24 protein-coding genes are annotated in these 22139 nt (G+C 41.8%); all 24 read right to left on the bottom strand.

The features are described from left to right. Nucleotides 1–112 precede the first annotated feature (112 nt). The gene (locus SST111_RS12605; RefSeq protein WP_024407616.1) at nt 113–310 is read right to left on the bottom strand and encodes a relaxase/mobilization nuclease domain-containing protein; all 198 of its coding nucleotides are present in this window, start codon (nt 308–310) and stop codon (nt 113–115) included. A gap of 18 nt (nt 311–328) precedes the next feature. After that, nucleotides 329–1681 (bottom strand): recombinase family protein, encoded by a 1353-nt coding sequence (locus SST111_RS01445; RefSeq protein ID WP_079267951.1) that lies wholly within the window; start codon nt 1679–1681, stop codon nt 329–331. Next, the gene (locus SST111_RS01450) at nt 1584–2825 is read right to left on the bottom strand and encodes a recombinase family protein (protein WP_024412678.1); all 1242 of its coding nucleotides are present in this window, start codon (nt 2823–2825) and stop codon (nt 1584–1586) included. The genes SST111_RS01445 and SST111_RS01450 overlap by 98 nt, the downstream gene beginning before the upstream one ends. A gap of 223 nt (nt 2826–3048) precedes the next feature. After that, nucleotides 3049–4518 (bottom strand): LysM peptidoglycan-binding domain-containing protein, encoded by a 1470-nt coding sequence (locus SST111_RS01455; protein WP_099809777.1) that lies wholly within the window; start codon nt 4516–4518, stop codon nt 3049–3051. 6 nt (nt 4519–4524) lie between these two features. Then, nucleotides 4525–4920, bottom strand: a complete 396-nt coding sequence (locus SST111_RS01460; RefSeq protein ID WP_099809778.1) for a phage holin family protein — start codon at nt 4918–4920, stop codon at nt 4525–4527. Further along, nucleotides 4898–5266 carry a hypothetical protein gene (locus SST111_RS01465; protein WP_024376953.1) on the bottom strand — a complete coding sequence of 123 codons (369 nt, stop codon included), beginning with the start codon at nt 5264–5266 and terminating at the stop codon, nt 4898–4900. The genes SST111_RS01460 and SST111_RS01465 overlap by 23 nt, the downstream gene beginning before the upstream one ends. 5 nt (nt 5267–5271) lie before the next feature. After that, nucleotides 5272–5478, bottom strand: a complete 207-nt coding sequence (locus tag SST111_RS01470) for a hypothetical protein (RefSeq protein WP_099809779.1) — start codon at nt 5476–5478, stop codon at nt 5272–5274. A 12-nt stretch (nt 5479–5490) separates the two neighbouring features. Then, a complete protein-coding gene (locus SST111_RS12325) occupies nt 5491–7017 on the bottom strand; it encodes a gp58-like family protein (protein WP_257211346.1) in 1527 nt (508 codons plus the stop codon). Further along, nucleotides 7010–9973: a phage tail spike protein gene (locus tag SST111_RS01475; RefSeq protein WP_257211347.1), complete on the bottom strand. Its 2964-nt coding sequence runs from the start codon at nt 9971–9973 to the stop codon at nt 7010–7012. Before SST111_RS01475 ends, SST111_RS12325 begins: the two co-directional genes overlap by 8 nt. Beyond that, nucleotides 9973–10695, bottom strand: coding sequence for a phage tail protein (locus SST111_RS01480; RefSeq protein ID WP_029180492.1), 723 nt, complete (start codon nt 10693–10695; stop codon nt 9973–9975). Before SST111_RS01480 ends, SST111_RS01475 begins: the two co-directional genes overlap by 1 nt. Then, a complete protein-coding gene (locus SST111_RS01485; RefSeq protein ID WP_099809780.1) occupies nt 10692–13550 on the bottom strand; it encodes a phage tail tape measure protein in 2859 nt (952 codons plus the stop codon). Before SST111_RS01485 ends, SST111_RS01480 begins: the two co-directional genes overlap by 4 nt. Before the next feature lie 182 nt (nt 13551–13732). After that, nucleotides 13733–14152 (bottom strand): hypothetical protein, encoded by a 420-nt coding sequence (locus tag SST111_RS01490; protein ID WP_024407624.1) that lies wholly within the window; start codon nt 14150–14152, stop codon nt 13733–13735. 10 nt (nt 14153–14162) lie between these two features. Continuing rightward, the gene (locus SST111_RS01495) at nt 14163–14732 is read right to left on the bottom strand and encodes a major tail protein (RefSeq protein ID WP_024376948.1); all 570 of its coding nucleotides are present in this window, start codon (nt 14730–14732) and stop codon (nt 14163–14165) included. Nucleotide 14733: 1 nt separating this feature from the next. Continuing rightward, a complete protein-coding gene (locus SST111_RS01500) occupies nt 14734–15060 on the bottom strand; it encodes a hypothetical protein (RefSeq protein ID WP_044688770.1) in 327 nt (108 codons plus the stop codon). 6 nt (nt 15061–15066) lie between these two features. Then, complete coding sequence (locus tag SST111_RS01505) at nt 15067–15435, bottom strand: HK97 gp10 family phage protein (RefSeq protein WP_044688771.1); 369 nt, start codon at nt 15433–15435, stop codon at nt 15067–15069. Continuing rightward, on the bottom strand, nt 15428–15766 hold the full coding sequence (locus SST111_RS01510; RefSeq protein WP_099809781.1) for a head-tail adaptor protein: 339 nt from the start codon (nt 15764–15766) through the stop codon (nt 15428–15430). Before SST111_RS01510 ends, SST111_RS01505 begins: the two co-directional genes overlap by 8 nt. Further along, on the bottom strand, nt 15766–16023 hold the full coding sequence (locus SST111_RS01515) for a head-tail connector protein (RefSeq protein ID WP_044688773.1): 258 nt from the start codon (nt 16021–16023) through the stop codon (nt 15766–15768). The genes SST111_RS01510 and SST111_RS01515 overlap by 1 nt, the downstream gene beginning before the upstream one ends. A gap of 2 nt (nt 16024–16025) precedes the next feature. Then, nucleotides 16026–17231, bottom strand: coding sequence for a phage major capsid protein (locus SST111_RS01520; RefSeq protein WP_044763609.1), 1206 nt, complete (start codon nt 17229–17231; stop codon nt 16026–16028). An 18-nt stretch (nt 17232–17249) separates the two neighbouring features. Then, nucleotides 17250–17945, bottom strand: coding sequence for a head maturation protease, ClpP-related (locus tag SST111_RS01525; RefSeq protein WP_099809782.1), 696 nt, complete (start codon nt 17943–17945; stop codon nt 17250–17252). Then, entirely contained in the window at nt 17938–19221 is a 1284-nt protein-coding gene (locus tag SST111_RS01530; protein ID WP_099809783.1) for a phage portal protein, read from the bottom strand. The genes SST111_RS01525 and SST111_RS01530 overlap by 8 nt, the downstream gene beginning before the upstream one ends. Nucleotides 19222–19361: 140 nt before the next feature. Beyond that, a complete protein-coding gene (locus SST111_RS01535) occupies nt 19362–19733 on the bottom strand; it encodes a type II toxin-antitoxin system death-on-curing family toxin (RefSeq protein WP_024409988.1) in 372 nt (123 codons plus the stop codon). Beyond that, on the bottom strand, nt 19730–19987 hold the full coding sequence (locus SST111_RS01540; protein WP_018374772.1) for a type II toxin-antitoxin system Phd/YefM family antitoxin: 258 nt from the start codon (nt 19985–19987) through the stop codon (nt 19730–19732). Before SST111_RS01540 ends, SST111_RS01535 begins: the two co-directional genes overlap by 4 nt. A 70-nt stretch (nt 19988–20057) precedes the next feature. After that, nucleotides 20058–21650, bottom strand: coding sequence for a terminase large subunit (locus tag SST111_RS01545; RefSeq protein WP_099809784.1), 1593 nt, complete (start codon nt 21648–21650; stop codon nt 20058–20060). Then, complete coding sequence (locus tag SST111_RS01550; protein ID WP_099809785.1) at nt 21647–22120, bottom strand: phage terminase small subunit P27 family; 474 nt, start codon at nt 22118–22120, stop codon at nt 21647–21649. The genes SST111_RS01545 and SST111_RS01550 overlap by 4 nt, the downstream gene beginning before the upstream one ends. Nucleotides 22121–22139: the final 19 nt, after the last annotated feature.

The raw sequence follows: 22139 nt of genomic DNA on the forward strand, positions 1-22139 counted from the left end.
TTAAATAATCGCCTTGCCTTTCGTATTTGCCGCCCATTTCCTCAAAAATTGTCTTTGCCATTGTCTGTTACCTCCACATTCTTTTTTATTTTGAATGTCCGCAAAATCCGTCCTACATCCATTGGAGCTTATGACCGTTCTCATAATTTACGGAATTGACAATAAAGTGCGTGTGTATATGCCCCTTGTCTATATGCGTGGCTATCAGAACTTCATGCCCTTTCCATGCCTTTGTATGCTCTGCCAGCTCGACAGCGTTCTTGTGAGCCTGCTCCGGGGTTATTTCCTCGTCCTCATGGTAGGATTGCACATAATGCTTACGTTTGCTTTATAAATCTACCTCAGTTCCTTCCAGTAAACAAACGGTTATTTCACCATCAAGTCCTATCCTGATATGGTCTAGCACTCGGCACATATCTGAGGGGTTGAAGTCTATCTGCTCCTGCCTAAGCAGGTCACTCAATGCCATGCTGTAGTGCTTATCCAGTAGGCGATTCTCTGCTAAGATTTTCTCCCACTTGCCATCAAGCAAATCAATGTTCTCGCTTAGTAGCTCTAATGCCTTTAGAAAAATCTGCTCGAGTGTCGCCTCATCCAAATGGCTACTGTAACACCCTTCAACACCCTTTATGCGATAGCGGTTGTTACATTGCCAAACTTTACGTTTCCCTCGGCTGGTTGCCCAATTCTTCCGTCCAAAGGCTGACCCGCAGGCTCCGCAGAACACCTTGGTGGTAAATGGGTTGTCCTCACTCTGCATGATATAAGATTTGAGCTGATGCTCATCTCGGTAGGTTTTGCGTCTAGCCATTTCCAGTTGAACAGTCTCCCAAGTCTCCTCATCAATAATGGCCTCATGGCTATTTTCTACATAGTATTGGTTAACCTGACCGTCATTTTGAACTCGTTTCTTAGTCAGAAAATCAACGGTAAAAGTCTTTTGCAATAAGGCATCACCCTTGTACTTTTCATTTTGAAGCATTTTCTGTATAGCACTTGGATACCAATTTGCCTTTCCTGTCCAACCAGGTATTTCATTGTCATTCAAATACTTAGCAATGGATTCAGGACTGTACCCCTCTAAGAATTTCTCGTATATGAATTTAACAGTTTCAGCTTGCTGAGGGTTAATGATAAGCCTACCATTCTCATCCTTGTCATAACCCATGAACTTTGTGGTATTCACGCGCACCTCACCACGTTCAAACTTTTTACGAATTCCCCACGTCGCATTCTCTGAGATCGAGCGTGACTCATCCTGTGCTAAGGAAGAAAGGATTGTAAGGAGAACTTCACCTTTGGAATCTAGGCTGTCAATATTCTCCTTCTCAAAAGTCACACCAACACCAAGTTCTTTCAACTCTCGGACGTATTTTATACAATCAAGGGTGTTTCTTGCAAAGCGACTGATCGACTTTACCAAAATCCTATCCACCTTACCAGCCCTACAATCTTGTATCAAGCGGTTAAAAGCATCACGTTTTTTGGTATTAGTTGCTGAGATGCCCTCATCCGCATAGATGTCAACTAACTCATAGTCCTCGTGTTTGGAGATATAATCTCGGTAATAATTAACTTGGTTTTCATAACTTGATAGCTGTTCGTCTTGGTCGGTGGACACTCGGCAATATGCGGCTACATTGACTTTCTTTCTGACCTGATGTTGAACGCTGGTCTGCACTTTCTTGGCCGGAATAACTGTAATACTTTTCCCCATCTCTATCCCTTTCTATCACTTTTACTGGCGAGGTTACTGTCCAATTTGAGATATCTACTTCTGGCACACGCATCCCTTGACAAGCTGCTTTTCCTTCCTTAATGTATTTGGAACAGCACCAAACAATTTTTTTCTTGTAAGAAACTTGTCTCTTTAGAGTCGAACCACAATGCTGACACTTTAATAACCCCGTAAATTTATAGGTTTTGTTTCTACCTTGTTGCCATCTTCTACTGTTTAGTTTTACCTGGACTGCTTGCCAATCTTCCATTGAAATAATAGCTTCATGATTATCCTCTATCAGGTATTGTTCGAGTTCCCCCTGATTCAATTTTTTAGGACCATTCACACCATCGTGAAAATACTTCTGCAATAAGACCGAACCGTTGTATTTTTCATTGCTTAACATTTGACGGATTGTGGTGTCATGCCATTTAGCACCTGTAACCGTCGCAACTCCCTTTTCATTTAACAGTTTGGCAATACGATGAGTACCATACCCTTCAAGGTAAAGTGCAAATATTTTTCTGACTATCAAAGCTTCTTCTGGATTGATAATCAACTCACCATTCTCGTCTATATCATATCCTAAGAATCGCTTGGTGTTAATGACTAGCTCTCCTCGTTGAAACTTCTTTTGAAATGCCCAACGTTGATTGCCACTCATACTCCTCAACTCGTCCTCAGCAATACTAGCTAATACTGAAAGCATCACTTCCCCTTCACTAGAAAGGGTATGAATGTTTTGTTCCTCAAAGAAAATGTCTACTCCTATTGCCTTCAGTTCACGACTAATTTCAAGAACTGTAACCGTGTTTCTAGCAAATCGAGCAATTGACTTGGTATGAATAATATCAATCATACCTTTACGACAATTTTCAATCATGGCTTGAAAATTTGGACGATTATCCTTAGAACCAGATATACCTCTGTCATGATAAACACCTACAAAATCAATATCGTCTCTATTGGAATACAGGTTTTCAAAATAATGTTTCTGATTTTCTAACGATTCTAACTGACTTCCATTAGTCGTCGAAACTCGAATGTAGGCACAGATCCTCTGCTTGTGTTTTTGTTTATTGACTCTAATCTTTTTTACGGACATTTACTCTCCTTCCTATGTAATGGCACACTATATATCACTCTAAAGGGAAAATAAGTCAAGTTATCAGACAAACTAATTCGACCTGATAAATTTATGCCAAAGTTCATGGAATACAAATATTCCTCCTACCTTACTAGGTAGGTTTGGGAGTAATTTTTCCGCACTTATTGAAAAAAAAAGCAAAAAAATAAAGCCTGATGTTCCCACCAGGCTTAAGACTTAATTATGATATTCTAAACCAACCTACAACTTTACCGAGTTTAACTGTTCCAGTAGAATCGTAGAGTGAGCCATCCGCCATCCATTGCCGTTTCACACGACGAGTAATTCCACCGCCACCAATTTCTAATTGGTCATTGATACCGTTCTTATTATAGTCAGAATATCCATCAATATTCTGTTCCACACCATCAATACTTTTTCCGTCAGAATCCGTCACACAGACACCAATATGCCCATAAACCATACCATCTGTTTGAATAACATAGAAATCACCTGCTTTAGGATTCACACCCCAAGCATCGTAGATTACTTGGAAACCATTTGATTTTGCTTTCTTCAAACAGTCAATGGCATTAGTATAGGACATATTCTTGTCCGTCAACTCTTGCACAATCTTATCCACCAAGGCGACACACTGCCCACCGTAAGGGTTAGATGGAACGGTCACCTTTTGACCGACCTTGGATAATGCTGACGCAACCACACGGCTTGCAACACTGGTTGGAATAGCCGTTGTTGTTCTTGAAGCTACGTTAACCTTGAGTGTTTGTCCAACTTTCAGGATATCCGACTTCTTCAAACCATTCACCACAAGAAGGGCATCCACTGATAGACCAAACTTCCGAGCGATTCCATAATACGTATCGCCTTTCTGTGCTTGATAGGTCTGCTCACTATGGCCTTTAGTTGTTCCTTCTACATCCTGCTCAAGCACCCATGACTTGATTCCATCAAGTAGATAAGCTCTCTTACTGTTGGACTGGTGAACATTTTTTACTTGGAGGATTTTGTAGGTTCGCCCCTTGACCCAGTTGGCGATTTTCTGACCAGTCTGATAATGAGTCGCATGAGGCAACACCCTAAGACTATCACCAACAAGATAGATTGGTTTTGAAGGAGTTCCTGAACTCCCAACAGTTGAACTGGGTGTCGAGTGTACAATTGTCTTGACTTCAACTCCTGTTATAGCTGATACAAGACCTCTCGCAATATCCTCTTTCTTGTTCTCAAAAATCGCCATATCTTGCTCATTATCGATGAAGGCAATTTCCACCAAACGATAAGTATATCCACGACTTGCTGCTTGGTTGGCATTATAGAGCCAATCTACCTTCTTAATGCCACGATTTTGGAAATAACGTGAAAGGAGAGATAGGATGGCCATATCTTCCTTGTCTGCTTCTAAGGAAGATTGAATCAAGACTTCTGTCCCTTTGGCACTACCATTAAAGGCATTGAAGTGCAATTCAGTAATCGAGTCGTATCCCTTACCAATACTAGTAATACTCCGATAATCATAAACATTTTGTTCGGTAATAAAATCAATCTGTTGTCCACTGTACTTAGACATTAACTTGGCTAATTCTCGAACCTTTCCTGCTTCTGTGATGCCTAGTTTGGCATTCACTGCTCCAGGATCATAGCCTGTTCGCCCTTGCCCATGACCACAAATGACTAGATGTTTTCCCATATCTTCTCACCTCTCGTTGATTTGTTTTAAGATTGCTTGTAGTTTCTCAGGTATCGGTAGACCAATTCGAACGGTATTTTCTAGAATGCTTAACCCTTCATTACTGAGATAAAAGAAAATGACCATGGTTCGAATTGTTCCACCCTGCTTGATGATTGCAGTATCAATCATATGGCCTAATGAAACTAAAAATAAAATGGCTATCTTTTTAAAGATGCCATGAAAACCGATACTACTTGACAATTGTTTCTCTACAACTGCCGCAAAAATTCCTGTTAGATAGTCAATAATAATGAAGACAAGTAGGGCATACAGGATACCATCCAATTCTCCAAATAGACTACCAATCAAGCCTCCAATCATAGAGAATAAAATCTTATTAAGTGTTAACAATTCCTTCATCGGTCACCTCACTTTCTACTGAACCTTCCTGCACAATGGTAGGGTCTGACCAATCTGGTTGACCGTTCTCATCAAACCGCATCAGATAGAAACAATCATGGAACAGATCAGAAAGGTTCAGTGTTAATGTGGTACTGCCCCACTGATTAAATGCCCAAACTGTTTCTGTAGTAACTAACTGGCGCTTTCCATTTTTAATGGCAGGTCGCCTTACTTCTTCAAGATACATGTAAAAATCCTGCTCAGCTGTCTTACATCGGATGAACTCTCCATTCTTGCGCATGTAGGCAAGAGCTGTCTCCAAATCAAATGGTTCTGTTACTTTGTCAATATTGAGTAGTGCCATAATCGCTATTCTCCTTTCCCTACTCCAGGTTTTGTCTGAACTTCTAACAACTCAGTCAATTCCTGTTTTTCTTTCCGCAATTGACTAAGCTCCTCATCTCTTTCCACCAATTGGATAGCGATGAGGTTCTTAGCGGTAATTTCATCAGAGAGCTTTGTGACAAGCTCCTGAATAGTTAGTTTTAATGATTGGTTGATTTGTTCTAGATTCATCCGTGAACTCCTTTATTTAATCGTATCCCATGTCAAGATGACGTCACCTCGACCTGTGATGTTTACTAAGTGTTTAAAATTGTGATTGAATTGATGAAGTACGTCTTTCAAGCTGACATAGGTTGTCCCATTTCGATAGATGCGGATATCTCCGATATTCAAAATGGAACTTGGGCGGTCGGATGCTTTAAAGGCATCAATACTCAATCGGTTAGGCAACGTTACTATTTCCCAGCCATCTGGATTTGTGTATGGAGCACTAGCTAAACGTACCTTATCGCCCACCACATCAATTTGGTCGGTATCAGTACCGTTCCATGCTCTAATCCCTACAAAGCCACCGTCATTGGCGTTCCAGTTGTTCCATCGATTCGAACCGATAATGGTTACACCACATGGTTTCCCGTTTGATGTTCCTGTCTCAAAGGAAACCCATTGGTGGGGATATCCACTAACCTCTCGAGAAATGGATGGAGAGTTTGTATAGAACTTGATGTTTCCAAGTGATAGATTGATTTTCATAGCTCCGTTGATTGCTGACAAAATACCTCCAGAAATTTTGTTGGCAGATAGGGTTACTGACTGCACTTGAGTTATGAAGGCTGATTTGGCGAATAACTGCTTGAGATAGGCTTCCGTTGCCATAAACTTGGTGAAGAAAGCTTGGTCAACCTTTAACTTATCCGCAGTGATAGCTTCTGCTCCAATTCGAGCCGCTGATATGATGCCTGACGTAATCTTTCCTGCATCAAGACTGGCAATCTTTCCGCTCGCAATCACACCATCTTGGATATAGGTCGTGCCTGTTATTTGAACGAGTTTTCCATCAATCTTGACTGTGCCATCCTTATTGAGATTAAGTTGACTCAATACTGTTCCAGCACTGGTCAAATTTCGAACCGACCACGCCCCTGCAAGTGTTGAAACCTGCGTTTGAATGGCAGTTACTGTGGCAGTTGTCGCTCGACTTGTTTCTAGATTGCCAACTCGTGTCACAATCCCATTAGCCGTTTGAACAACCTGACTGATTTGATTGGTGTGATCTCCAATGGTCCGAGTGTGACTACTTACAGTATCCCGCACTTCATGAAAGGCGGTCACTGTCGTAAAGTCGTCTAATGATGGTGTCCAATAGTCTGGAAAGATATCACCAGTTGATACCATTAAGGCTCTCACATGAAACTTACCTGTCTTAACCCCATCAATTCTGACTTGAAGTTCAAACCCTTTTGACTGTTGGTACATCTCTTGAGTGACGGTAGAGGTTAGTTTGATTAACCGATAATTATTACCAGTTGTCAGATTACTGCTCCATTTATTGTAGAAAGGGTGATACAAATTCCAGTTGGTCCATGTCCAAACATTTTGACTATCCAAGATTGGACCTTGGAGTTTCATAGAACGAGTCGTCACCGCAGGGTCAAAGGTAATCTCATCCGCTGAGATATGAACATATAAATGGACTTTTGACCCGATATAGATACCACTATTATCTCCAAATTGTACTCTTCCTAAAGAGGCTATCCAGTTACTACTCACATTTATCGTCTGATAAGCCCCCCCATCTATCCGAAGTACCAGCTATCAAGTTGCGATGCGAAACTGAGGTAGGGATTCTGCTTTCTGTTTGACTGATTCGCTGGGTAAAACTATCAGAGGTAGATCTAATCAAATTCTGCACACTGGTTGTCGTCGCATAAGGTTGTAGCGAACTGCTGGTTAGATAGCCACGACCCGTAATATTGGAATCAACCTGAGACTTGGTTTGGTAGCCTTTTGAGTTAATGGCTGATTCAACTTGCGTACTTGTTAGTCGTTGTTCAATTTGCCCAGCCTGTGTATGTATAGTGGATTCTGCACTTGCTACTCGACCGCTCAAATTATTAAAATCCGTCTTTGCGACTTTCTGTGAGATGGCATCATTGGCAATAGTTAGCTCAGACTTGGTCTGACTAATCATTGTCGCATTGCTAGTTGCTTTTGAAAGGGCTGCTTCTGCCGTAGATTTCACACCGTCCACAAAGGTCTTGTCAGCTTTAAGTAAAATGGACTGGGTCGTTTGATTAATACTTGTCGTATGATTCTCAACTGTACTCTTGAGATTGTCATAGTCCATTTTAGATACTTTACTAGCCACATCACCCAACAATTGCCTGATTTGGGTTTCAGCATTCATCATTTTATTCTCAGTATGAGTAAGCTTTGTAGACAGCTGAGTTTGGCCCTCAGCTGTCTGAGTAATTAGTGTTCTGGTTTGACTGAGATCTGTGATTAAGTCTTCAGGAGCAGGTGACCAGTCAGTAGGCATAGAAGAAAGTTCAAACTTTGGTCTTCCAGCTAAGGCATTTCCTCTGACTTGCACAAAAAGATTGAGCTTTGCTACACTAACAACCGATACACCATCAGGAATACGAACCGTTCGGTATATTCGCTCGCGAGGTTGGGTTGCTGAAACAACTTTATAGCAGTTTAGATAGAGAGGATTGCCATTGGATAAAGTCAAGCGTAGCTCGCATCCTATCCTAGACTGTCCTCTTTCATCAGGCGACAGATTTTCCCCCTTGATATCAACGCTGATCGTCACAAACTTTCCTGCCTGAGCATAGTCGATAAAGTCCGAAGCACTATCTAGAAACTTACTCCCGGATGTAATATAAGTATCACTTTTTAGTATGTAATTTCGACCACCAAAATCAACTGGAATCTTAGCTACGGTCTCTCGAATCTCAGTTGTTATCCGATTCCCCAATTGCGTAATCGTTGACTCTGCAGTTTCGATTCTCTGTTTTGCTTGGTTAAAATCGCTAGTCTTAACACGCTGGGAAATTTGGTCTGCTTGCGTTTGAATCATGGATTCTGCACTAATTACTCGACCAGTCAGACCATCCACCAGTTGCTTACTCGCAAGTAGTTTTATATCCTCCTTGGTTTGTGTGAGATTGGTAGTGACAGTTGCCAACTGTCCACCTATCAGTGATTTTGCTACATCAACCAATCGACTCGCCTCAGAGATAGCTTGTGATTTTGCTGTCGCAATTTTTAACTCTGTTTGACTACGCTCCGTCGAAGTCAAGCGGTTAGCTTCTTGAATCGCATCGAGCTTGGCTTGTTCTGCCCTTCTGAGAGCTTCAGTTGCCCCAGTTTGAGCCTGTACTGCCTTTTGTTTGGCTTCTGTGGCTAGGTTGGTATTTACCCCAGCCTTTGCCAATAAATCACGAGTTGTGCGTTGCTGTTCCTCTTCTTGTTGCAGCATCTGTTGGTGAATAGAAGAAAGCTCACTATCAATGCTAGCCTTTAATCGATCCGCATAGACCTCCCCATGACTTTGAGCCTGAAGGATTGCATTATCAATGGCTACTTGACGTTTCTCAAATTCTGCATCAAAGGCTCTGTTGGCATTCTCAATGGCAATTTCAACGGCAACATCCTCACTCCGCTTATTCCCTTCAAGGAGATTATTTGCTAGGGTAGTCAAGCTTCCGCCAGTTTTACCTGTACCGATACTTGCCTTATCATCAAACGTGATAGAGCGGTAATTCTTAGCTAGAGGATCATAATCATAAGCAAGGGCTTTCTTCCTCACATCAATGCCGTGTAGCTTGCTTTTTAAAGTCACTGTATCGCCTAGATGAACTGTTTGACCATCTAATTCAAATGCCTCAATGATGATGGCATCTTTGGGCTTATCAATACCCTCTAAGCGAAACTTGCTACTAGCCCACTCTATTAACTCTTGACGAGTTCTGACACTATTATTTGTATAGGTCACTTCATTGATGAAAGGATAAGAGTTTATCAACGGACTGTCTACAGTTACTTGAAGGACAGCTTCCCTATCCTGACCCTCTTGTTTAAAGCTTGAAGTGGCATGGATACGAGTGATAATCTGTGAACTTTCTTTCGTTCGCTGATACTTTTTCAAATTGTAGTGAGTAGAGATAACAACTCCACGGTCCTGTCCTCGCTCACTCTTAATTGATAAGGCAAGGTTATCTCGAACCAGTTCTCCCTCCCAAGTTCCAAGGATAGAGTGTTTACCATCCATCAGGCTGGAGTACAGCGTCTGTTCCTTGTCCGTTGTATAGGTTCTATTCTTGACAATGTCACTGGTAAAAGAAAAATCTCCAAGTGGAGACTTGCTTGCCATGACCATGCTTGATAGTGCTGTTGCACAAGGTACCTGTTCACACCTAAATGGAGATACCAACCTAGTCATGACGTCATCTGATATGTGATAGGCCACAACTTCAAGACTGGTGTCTCCTTCAATGACTTTCTTAATCCTAAACAACTGGTGTCCCAATACTGGAACTGGGCTACGAACGAGGTAGTCCTCTTTTAACTCTCGAAATAGTCCGCTGTCTGTGATTGGATAGGTAAAATTTAGGACAAAATCCCCATTCAAGGTTTCTTTAACGCTTGCCTTTATGGTCTCTGGGAGTGGTTTCCCATGCCATTTTGCCGTTCGAACGGTTTTGTCTAATAAAGATAGCACTAAGCCCACCCCCAATTCATTTCTATTGTTAATGATGTAATGCCAGCACCTAAGACAACTCCAACCGAGTCATTTCTGGCCGCATCAATGGAAATAAAATCGCCAGACCATTTTACAGGCTGACCTCTTTGTGTCTTAAAACTTGGCTGACTAGGATTATTATCCATAATGAGTGTTTCTTGTAATCGCTCCAAGCGGATGACATCATCCCCAATCGTAAAGCTAGTTTCACTAGTCGAGTTGCCACTTATGGTAATCTTTGGAAAAGCAATGGCTGAACCTTGACTTCTAAAAGTACCACTAGTCCTAAACACCTGCGAGGTCGTCGTTTTGAACCACTTGGTTGGGTGACAAGAAAATGTAACCTTAAACTCATACACCCCCAGCTTATCCTTTTGAACTGGAGTATGGTGTACCTTGTAACACCAAAAGCGTATGGTCTTGAAACTAGCGTTCTCAAGCCAAAATCCTTCTTTCAAAAATAGCTTCAAAAAGGATAATAACTGTTCTTCACTAGGTTTTACAAGATAGAGGGTGTAGCTCAGTTCCATGACACTTCTGCGAGGATTGGTTTGAAGAACCGCTCCTGACAGGCCTTGGTGTTCTATCAATTGCGTCTTACTTTCACTTACTGTGATTGAAGGACTATCTTCCACGATTACCTTAAAAGGAAAAGAACTCGTGGACACTCCACCAATGGTTAATGCATTATGTTTAATCATGGTTTCACTCCTCTCAATCCTTGTTGACGTTCTAATTCATACACTAGTTTTTCTCCAACCATCTCCGCTAGTCGGTGAAGGTCAGTTTCTTCTCTTATCGTATTTCCAGTAATGGTGATGTGAATGGTTGGTAAATTGCTTGTCATGGTCTTTGCGATTCCTCGACCAATTGCACCCAATGTTTGTTCATTCAAGGGCAAGACTGCTTCTTTTCCAGCCTCACCTCCAACCATTAGGCTATTGCCATTCATTCCAAATGCAGTGGGCTTGGTTAAAATTCCACCTTTGGCATACCAATCAATGGAGATTCTCGGAATACCGCCCTTCAACCAATCGAGTGGATTGGCAGAACCTGATACTCGAAAATGAGGAAGGGGAATATGTGGCCATCTGATTTGGAAGTTAAAAAGATTTTTAATGGCATTGATGGCATTACTCACGGCATCTCTTGCACCATTGATAGCACTTGAAATGGTATTTTTCACACCGTTCCAAACAGATGAAACTGTATTGGATATCCCATTCAGAATATTGGATACGGTACTACTGATACCATTCCATATGGTTGATACTGTTGAACCAATCGCAGACATAACACTGGAAATTGTCGACTGAATAGCTGACCAGATAGATGAAATGACAGAACTAATGGCAGATAGTACATTTGAGATGGTATGCTTGATACCTGTCCAAGCAGTTGAGATGTACTGGGCGATGAAATTGAGGGCTAAGGAAATAAGGGACTTGATGCCCTCCCATGCTATCGACAAGACCTGTTTGATGGTTTCCCAAGCGCCAGTCCAATCACCAGTGATAACCTGCATGACTGCCTTGATGATACCAAGTACCACATTGATAGCAGTCTCGACCACAATCTTTATCATCTCCCAAGCGGCTGTGATGATGAGTTTGATATTCTCCCAACTTGCTTGGATGAGCGGTCCAAGAATAGTCATCACCGTTTGAATAACCGTATTGATGGCATTCCATACCGTGGTTGCAGCATTTAGAATCAATTGCTGGTTTTCAGTCCACCATGTGGTTAGCGTTCCCCAGATGGACATAACAAAACTAGAAATCTGCTGGATGATCATGGACAGAAAGGCATAGATACTATTCCAGATTTCCGTCACAGCCGTTCGAAAGCCTTCGTGATTCGTCCAGAGTTCTTTTAACCCAACAATCAGTAAGGTAATGGCAGCTACAATACCAACAATAATCCCCACAATCGGCAAAAATGCCGTTATCATTCCAACAACGGTTGTCCCCATAGCGGCTGCCGCAACCTGTAAGCCCAAGAAAATAGGAAGTAACATACCTACCACGGCTAAAATACCTGTGAAGATAATGACGACTTCCTTGATGGGACTGGATAAGTTGGTAAACCAAGTCGCTAGTTGACTAATAATGTCTGCCAAACTTTGGAAGACTGGAATAAGGATCTCCAGAATCGGTTGACCGATTGCTGCTAGAGCATTAGTTCCAGACTGTCTTAAGTTACCCAGAACGTTTTCCAGTCCATCTGATTCCCTTGCAGCTTGTCCCAAGGCTCCAGAGAGTTCATTGCCGTCCTCTACCATTTGAAGGAGGGTTAACTGCTTCTGAGCTTCTGATAGTTCATTGAAGGACTTTCCATAGAGCTTGTTCGCCGCTGCATTACGAGTGGTTTCTGTCGCAGAAATACCTAGAGCTGCGTCATTTTCATAGTTTCCTTTGAGGAAGGACTGCAGGTTTTCGGTGACTTCTTCGATGGATTTGTCGTAAAATGCTGCCCCATCAGCCGCTGCTCTGGTGGCACGAGTGGTCAGATCCAAAGCCTGAGCCGTATCCATTCCAGAGGTTTTGGCAAAGGAAGCCATCTGAGTGAAGGAGCCTTGAAGACGCTCTGGAACAATGTCCATCTCTTCCCCAATCTTATTGAGGGCATCCTTAGCAGCATTCTCCATATCCCCAAATACTGTAGAGAATTGGGCATTGCTGGCTTGAAGTTGAGCTGCCGCAGACATGGACTCTGTTCCGACTTCGAAGATTTTCTGAGAGATGTCTGCTAGCTTCTCACTGGTTGCTTGAAGTGCCTCAGCCCGAATGGTGTCAGACATGGCTTTCATACCATCTTGAGCACCATCGGCAGAGGATTTGGTCTCATCCATCTCGTTGTTCAAGTTATTGAGAGCGGTCTTTGCTTGGTTCAACTCAGCCTCCATCTTATTGGCTTCAATGGAATTCTCACCATATTCACTCTTTGTCAGGGCTAGTTGCTTTTCGAGATTGGAAATTTGTTTAGAAACAATTTCTGACTGTGCTCCGATCTTTTGTTGGGCTATGGCATTGCGTTCTGCTTCGGAACTATTGGATGACAAAGCACTTTCTTGTAACTCAAATTGAGACGTGACCTTGTTCATCTCACTTGCTAACTGCCCCTGCTCCACTTGGAGTTTATCTAATTGTTGAGCCGCTGAACTACTTGCTCGACCGTGATTCTCAAGTGTTGATGACACATCAGCTAACTTAGTTTCATAGGACGTTAGCAGCCTTTGAGTAGTTTCCACCTCACGTTGAAAGGCACGGTACTGGTCTGCCCCAATATCCCCAGCCTTAAATTGAGCTTCCACCTGTGATTGGGCTTGACGGAGCGTTGCCAATTTTTCTTTGGTTGTCTCGACTTGTTTTGCCAAGACTTCCTGCTTTTGAGTAAGGAGGGTGACATTGCCTGTATCAAACTTGAGAGCCTTATCAATTTGTCTTAGTTCTTTGGTAGCTTCAGATGCTTGTTTGTTCACACCCTTTAGGGCATCTTGTAAGGGTTGGGTATCGCCACCAATTTCAATTGTAATCCCCTTTATGTTTCCAGCCATAGTCCCTCCTTTCTACCATCAGAAATTATCAAAATCAGCTTGAGTTGCCGGGCGTGTTTGAGAAGTTTCTCGAGTACGCATCTCCACATAGTCCGTTTGATAGTCAAGTGCCATTCCAATAGAGATATGTTTTAAATCGTCAATGGTCAGACCAGTCTCCTTACAACAGGAGAAATAACTCTCTACTGTGAAGATTTCTTCACTCGCTGTTTCTGTTTCATCTGCTTTTTTCTGGTTGACATCCCTTGGTTCAACATATTCATCAAGACAGGGGCTACTTCCTGAACTGGAAATTCCTCCAATTCCATGAAGAAATCCACAAAAGGTTTCACACGAGGATTGGCAGATTTGGCAAAAACCCAAAAAAGACGATGGAAAAAGGTCATATCAAAGTCAGATAAGATAGACACATCAACCTGACTTGCCTTGAGTTCTTCCCCTTCCTCCAGCTGGTCTAGCTTATCCAAGATAGCTTGACTATTGACCATAGAAAAGAGATCTTGGAAATAGTCCTTACCAAACTGCTCTTTATAAGCAATTGGTGTGTAGGCATTGGTTGCTAACTCGTAGGTTGTTCCTGCTATGGTAATACTTTCTCTCATTGCCTACTCCTTACTTACGAGGTTCAAAAACTGCCTTGAACCAGTTTTGACGAATCTCATCACTCGTTTCCTCCGTTGTTCGTCGACGTACAACCTTATCAAGAGGGCGAGGACTGGCAGTAAAGGTCAACTCTACCTCATTGATATCTGAACCAGACTTGGTTTTTGAACCAACTGTCGGTCGAGATGCGTAACAATAATACAAAACGTGTAATGTTTCTTTTTTATCCCCTTCAAAACGGAACATCAACGCAAAATTTTTCTTTTCGCTGTTTGCGATTTCTGAAATGGTATTTGTCGTCGCATCCAACTGTTCTCCAAGGACTCGAGTCAAAAATTCTTGCGTTAGAAGAGCAACTTTTAGCGTTCCTTCATAACCATCGTTTGACTCAGTAGTATAAAAATTGATATTGTCTGCCTTATAAGAACCCTTGTCGCCTGTTGGTTCTAGGGTTAATTCTGCAGCACCACGAAGGCGTTCTACATTGCCGTATGTCAACGCACCATCAGAACCTTCGCTTGTAACTTCTGCCCAATGGACATCTTGTAGTCCAAAGGTGACCTTATTCTTTTCAGCCATATTATCCTCCATGTAATGTGATGTAATAGGTTATTTGATAGAGTTTCTCAGATGAGATATAGGTCTCTACTTTTTCAAAATAAATAAGGTGGCTGTCAAATAATGACTCCACCTTTTGTTCAGTTGCTAAATCTTTCTTAGTAGTATAGAGTTCCACTTGCAGATTATTCTGCTTATGATAGGTCCAATTGTCTGCACCATGATTTTCTGATTCAGTCACTAAATAAACCAGATACGGTGGTCTTGGACGACTCCCTTCTTCAAAATGATGGTAAGCGAGGGGGAGCTGTAATTCTTTGAGAATGGAGTACATTTCGCTCAGTAACATGTCTTATCACACTCGCTTTCTCAGCTTTTCTTCTAAGGTTCGTATCGCTTGTTTCTCAACGGGAGCGATATGCTTAATTCCCTCAACTCGCCCGCCAGAGCTTTTTGCATGACCATTTTCTAATAGATGCGTCAGGCCTGGCGTTCGATTATGAATGGTTTTGGTTAAACCTGTACTGGTATCAATCGTTGCTTTACTCTTCCACCCTTTGGCATAGGAACCACTCTTTCTAGGTGACATTGCTTTCAAGGTTTCAATGGATTCATCTGTGACTTCCTCTACAACTTCACGCATCACCTCTGTTGTATCCTCAACAAATTCTGCCAGCTCATTTGCGATGGCAGTTTCTAGTGCATCTAGTTCAATTCTAGTCATAACTCTCCTCCCTAATGGCGACGATGTAAATTAGTTGTCGTGGCACTGTATCTCCATCAATCGACTCAATCTCATAGGTTTGACCACGAAATTGAATGCGAGTCGTTAAGGAATGAAGTCCAAGAATTGCCTTTTCATACCTGAGGGTGAACTGGACTTTCTCTTGATCCAGTTTCGTCACACTACCGTCCCTTTCGGTCAAGGTGAGAGGACGACAAGAGCACCACCGTTCAAATAAAGGGAGCCATGTCGAAGTTTCATTACCAATCTCATCTTGAACAATCTGTCGAACATGAAATGACAAGCGTTCTCTCAGAGGTGCAATCTTCATCAGAACACATCCTTTCGTTCAGCCAACAACAAGTGATAGAGAGTCTCCTTCAACTCCTTATGATTTGCATCTTCTCTATGTTCATAAAGATAGGCAACCCCATATAGGATTGCCGTCTTTAGAACATCTGAATAGGTCGATTGACGCAGAATATCTTCACAGAGTTGTTGACAGGTTTCAAGCAACTGCTCAATCAGCCCATCCTCATCCTCGTGTTCCACTTTAAGATACTGTTTTGCTTCTGCTAAACTAACCATGACTACTTAGCCTTTACTGTTAGTGTCTTCACGGCTTCAGGTAGGACTAACTTGCCATCAACACGTTGTGAAGCAAGAAAACCAATCTGTCCATTATTGGCATAGAGTTCGTTCAGACGTTTGAAGGTACGTCCCTGACGGTCCGCAATCCAATAATATGAGAAATCACCAAATGCAATGGCCTTGTTTCCTGCTTCAGGAAGTGGAGCAAAGGTTGATGTATAGTATGGACGATTTAGAATCAAATCTGGTTGTCCAGCTTGAGTGGATGGCTGCCAAATGTAATTGCCATTATTATCTTTGAGTTTACGGATAGCTTTGACAGTCGTATCATGTAAAATCCAAACTGCGTTCTTACGATATGGTGCTGGTAGAGAATGATACAATTCAATCATGTCATCAAAGGTAATATCCTTTGTAGCAGTCGTTGGACCTGTAACTTCTGCCTGAGTAAAGATACCTGTCGGTTTCTTAGAACCATCACCAATCAAGAATGCCTTTTCTTCTTCCGTTCCAATACGACGAGCAAATTCAGCTGTCATATAGGACTCAAGGTCAAAGACTGAATCGTTAAGCAACTCTTCTGAAATACGAATGGCAGTACCAATCTTATGAGAGTCGAGTGTCACCTGACCAAAGGTTTCTTCTGTTTCTGGATATAAACCATTTTCATCCATCCATGAGGCTGATCCATGTCCAGTCACAACAGGAATCTTTCGCTCACCACTAGATGTTTTGATAACAGTCGCAAGGCTACGGAAGAAATTCTCTTCTTGTAATCCTTGAACTAGTTTCTTCTCATACTCATCAGGAACCAGATGACCACCTTCGGTATCTTCCCCAACTCGAAGGACGTCTTTAACATCAAAGAAGTGACGCTTACGGACACTTGTCCAAAATGTCTTGGCATAGCTATCTGAAGCCACACCCTTCTTTTCCTCTTCAGTAGTCTTGTCATTCAGAACTGTAGTGGGCTGCCCAATTAGAGCCTGTGAGGCTGGTTGAGAAAGTTCAAGGTCAATCTTTTCTTGTCGCTCCAACCGGGCAATCTCTTGATTGTAGAGGTTGATTTTTGCTTCCATGTCATCATAGCGTTTAGAATCCTCCTCTGATACCAGTCCATCTTCTGAGCGAACAGAATCAAGGAAGGTTTTTGCTTGTTGCCAAGCTAGGTTACGTTTTTCTTTCAATTCAAGTAATTTAGACATCAGTTCATTTTCCTTTCGTTATTTAAGCAAATTCAATCGTTTTTCCAACTGATTGATCGGGATTGTTTTCTTTGGTTGTTGGACTCCAAGTTTCGCCTGCATTTTGACAAGTAAATCTTGTTGGGCAGCAGTTCGACTGAAAGAATAACTCTCAGTCTCCATTCTATGTTCCTCTTGTTTGTCAAAGAGAATCTTGTCTGCAAAGCCCAGTTCAACAGCCTTTTTGGCATTGAACCAAGACTCTGAGTCCATGAGGTGTGATAGCTTGGTTCTTGAAAGTCCTGTTCTTAGTTCATAGGCATTGATGATGGATTCCTTAATTTCTCCCAACATTTCAATGACTTTCTGCATATCTTTGGCTTCACCTTGTGCCACTGTCCAAGGATTGTGTATCATCATCATGGCTACTGGACTCATAGAAACCGTTGTACCTGCCATTGCAATGACACTAGCAGCACTTGCGGCCAATCCATCAATCACTACATGGACATCACCTTTGTAATCCATCAACATGTTATAGATTTGAGCAGCCGCAAAAACATCACCCCCTGGACTGTTTATCCAGAGGGTGATATTTCCACTACCTGCATGTAAATCATTTTTAAATACTTGTGGCGTGACTTCATCGCCAAACCACGTCTCATCAGCAATCTGTCCTTCAATACGAAGTGTTCGACCACTATCATCTTCTGTAAAATTCCAAAACTTATGCATCCATATCCTCCTCATATTGAGTTTCTTGTTCTAACGTTGCTTGTTTCATAAAGCCACCCGCATCCTTCAGTTTCGTCATATTTCCGTTTATCAAGTAGAGATTGCCTCCTTCCTCATCTGAAAGGAGATTCAAATCCTCAAGTTCACGAATATCATTCGTCGATAGCCAGCCATTTTGTCTCCCAATCGCATAGCCGTTCATACGACTCTGATAATCACCACGAAGAAGACCATCTACATTGAACTTCACAAAGTAGGTTTTCTTTTCTTCAGGTAAAAAAAGAGACCTCTTGAAAGCCTGTTCAAGACGAACTACCCAAGGGTCTAAGGTATATTTAACAAATTCTAGAGATTGTTGCTCGATGTTTGAAAATGAGGATTTCTCCAAGTCACCAACCATATGAGGTGGAATGCGGTAGAGCCTTGCAATTTCATTGATTTGGAATTTTCTTGTCTGAAGAAACTGAGCTTCTTCAGGTGGTATGCCTACTTGAGTGTATTTCATCCCTTCCTCAAGAACTGCCACTTTATGGGCATTGGTTACCCCATTGTAGACTGCATTCCAAGAATCTCTCACTCGTTTGGGATCTTTGAGAATCCCTGGATGTTCCAAAACGCCACCTGGATTTGCACCATTCTTAAAGAATGATGCACCATAGTTTTCCGTAGCCAATGTCATACCGATAGCATTTTTTGCAAGGGCAATTGGAGAATAACCTATCAAGCCATCAAAACCCAGCCCAGGAACATGGAGAACATCTTCTGCTCTTAAGATAGCATCTCCTTTTTCCTTAAAGTTTGGATTTTCCTCTGACTGACGCTTGTATTTGTAGTAGAGCTTTCCACTATCGTCACGATGAACAGACATCTTATCTGGTAAGAGTGGGTAAAGACTGATAACCTGTCCACTCCTATCTCGAATAATCTGGACATAGGCATTGCCCCATATCAGAAGATGGGTCATCAAGGTTTCTCTAAAGACAAAAGATGACATCTCATGGTTAGGTTCATCATGTAAGAGAAAATAAAGGGGATGTTCCACCTTTCTCTCTTTTCCAGTTGCCGTTCTCTCATAAACATGAATGGGTAGTGAAGCTACTGCTTCGGCTAAGATACGGACACAAGCATACACAGCAGTCGTCTGCATAGCTTTAAACTCATCCACATTCTCCCCACTGCTCGTTCGTCCAAACAGATAGGAAAAGTCCTGGCCTTCATAACTATTTCGTGGCTTATCTCTAGCACGCTTAAGTCCCAGTAAATATAGTAGTCCCATAGTTCCTCCTTTTGAGTACGAAAAAAGCACCTCAATTGAAGTGCTTTTCGTTTATTCTTAGATGGTTTTCATCTCTCCTTCTTCAAGAAGATACCAAGTTCAATCACTTTCTTGAAGTTGTATCCTCAATAAGAAAAGTTTTAATGATTCCGAATGTATTCTAAAATTGCATCATAATCTAATTCTGATGAAGCTACTCCAAGTCCTAGCTTCACTACTTCATCATCAGTCTGATTTAACACAATGCCATTTAATTCTAGGAAAATAATCATGACAAAAACTCCAATTCGCTTGTTCCCATCAAGGAAGGCATGATTATTAACTAGCGAATAACAAAGTCTAGCAGCCTTTTCTTCAATACTTGGATACTTCTCAACACCAAAATAAGTACTAAAAGCTGAAGATAGTGAAGATTCTATTAAACCAACATCCCTAACACCATCTAAACCCCCAGTAGCTTGAATTAACCTAGTGTGTAATTCAATAACCTGTTCAACAGTTAATACTTTCATTTTGCCAATTCCTTAAATGCATCAAGATGGCGTGATAAAACTGAAGTCGCAACTTCATCCAAAGTTGATTGTTCAACAACCGTAGGTGTTGCCTGTTCCTCTTTAATTAGACTCTGATAGTCCACTAATACATACTTTGGTGTGTTATTTTTCAAAATTACTGCAGTACCATTCGTATCGACCATACGAGCTACCTTAGAAAAGTTTTGATTTGCTTCAGAAATAGAGACTAAGTTTTCAATATTGATTTGCATGGTAATATCCTCCTTTTCTCTATTCTACCACTTTTTAGGATATATTCAACCTATTTAGGTTGAATATATCCTAAAAACTCAATATTCCACGTTCATCATACACACTTCCTTCATCGGTTTGGTGACGTATACAACGGTCCAGTCCCATAATGAGTGCTACAATACCGTCAATCTTCTCGACTGACTTTTCCTTATCAGGCTTGATATTACCAGCAGGGTCTTGTCTCATGACTACGTTTTGTCCCATCCATTTCAGAACTGGATGCCCACCATGTTGAATCTTGCCTTCCATCAAAAGTTTGTAAAGTTCCTTTGATGGTGGACTCATATCCTTGTATCCCTGACCGAAAGGCACCATGTTCAAGCCCATCCCTTCTAGATTCTGAACCATCTGCGTCGCATTCCAACGGTCATAGGCTATTTCCTTAATATGATAGATTTCAGATAAGTCTTCTATAAATTTTTCGATAAAACCATAGTGAACAACATTACCCTCTGTAGTTTTGATGTAGCCTTGACGCTCCCAAACATTATATAGAACATGGTCACGTCGACATCTCAGTTCCAGTGTATCCTCAGGTAGCCAAAAGTAAGGCAGTACGATATAATTTTCCTCTTCAAATCTAGGAGGAAATACTAAGACTAATGCTGTTATATCGGACGTACTAGACAGGTCTAGCCCTGCATAGCAACTACGACCCTTGAGGCTTTCATATTGAATAGGATCATTTCCCTTGGCATAGACATGTTCAGGAATCCAAGCAACGCTTGAGCTTGTCCACATATTTAGACGAAGCTGCTTAAAGACATTTTCTTCTGCTGGGTTATCAAGTGCCTGTTGGTAGGCTTCTCTAACACGGTCAATCCCAATAGTATGCCCTAGTGAAGGGTTGGCTCTTCTCCAGTTTTCTTCATCATTCCAATCATCTTCATCGGATAATCCATAAACCACCGGATAGAATGAAGTGTCCTTCTTTCTACCATTCAGAATATCCAATGCTTTAGTATGCAATTCATAACAGATGGAGTTCCTATCCGTTCCAGCTGTTGTGATAATAAAAAAGAGGGGTTGTTCCCTTGCGTCTCCTGACCCCTTGGTTAATACATCATACAAATGACGATTAGGCTGAGCGTGGATTTCATCAAAGACCAAGCCAGATACGTTTAGTCCATGCTTTGTCCCAGTCTCTGCTGAAAGAACTTGGTAAAACCCAGCGTTAGAATAATTTACAATACGCTTGGTAGCACCCATTATCTTAGAACGCTTTTCCAAGGGGCGACTCATCTGCACCATCTGCTTGGCTACATCAAACACGATTGACGCTTGATTTCGGTCACAAGCCGCACCATAAACTTCTGCACTGGCTTCATTATCCGCATAAAGTAGATAAAGAGCGATAGCTGCTGCTAGTTCTGACTTGCCATTCTTCTTTGGAATTTCAATATAGGCAGTTAAGAACTGACGGTTACCATCTTCTTTCACAATCCCAAATAGATCACGAACAATCTGTTCCTGCCACGGCAACAAATCAAATCGCTTTCCTGCCCACTTGCCCTTTGTGTGGGAGAGATTATTGATAAATGTTACTGCCCTATCAGCCTTTACCTTATCATAGTGTGAGGTTGGAAGCATGAATGGACTTGGTTCATAATGATAGCTCATAAAATTCCTCCTAATAAATCTTCCATTTCATCACCAGTACCAACTTCCGAATCCATCGTCGCTAAACGGTTACGTGCTGATGGTGTTAAACCAAACTGTTCACAGAATTTAAGCATGATTTTGAGGTTAGTATGGCTGATAGAGACTTGAGGGACTTGTTGCAGATAACCATTCGGGGTTTTGATAATGGAGCCATGCTTGGTAAGAAACTCTTCCGCCTCTTTCCAGCGTGCGTAAGCTTGACAATATCCTGCAAATGCAGTCATGTCCATTTCGGTTAAAATTCCCATTTGTTCGAGAATTTTTCCCATCCGTTTCCACTCCTTCTTTGCATCATCTTCAAGCCACTGTGGGCAACGTGGGGCTTTTTGTTTGGGTTTGACTTCATTCGTAGGAAGTGGTCGCTTACCAGGATTTCCCTCAAGTATTTTCATATTCGTTGGCTTTGGTTTTCGCCCCCTGATTGCCACAATCTCACCTCCTTTAGAG

The organism is Streptococcus suis YS161 (genome assembly GCF_002760245.1).
In the GTDB taxonomy this organism is placed as follows: Bacteria; Bacillota; Bacilli; order Lactobacillales; family Streptococcaceae; genus Streptococcus; species Streptococcus suis_I.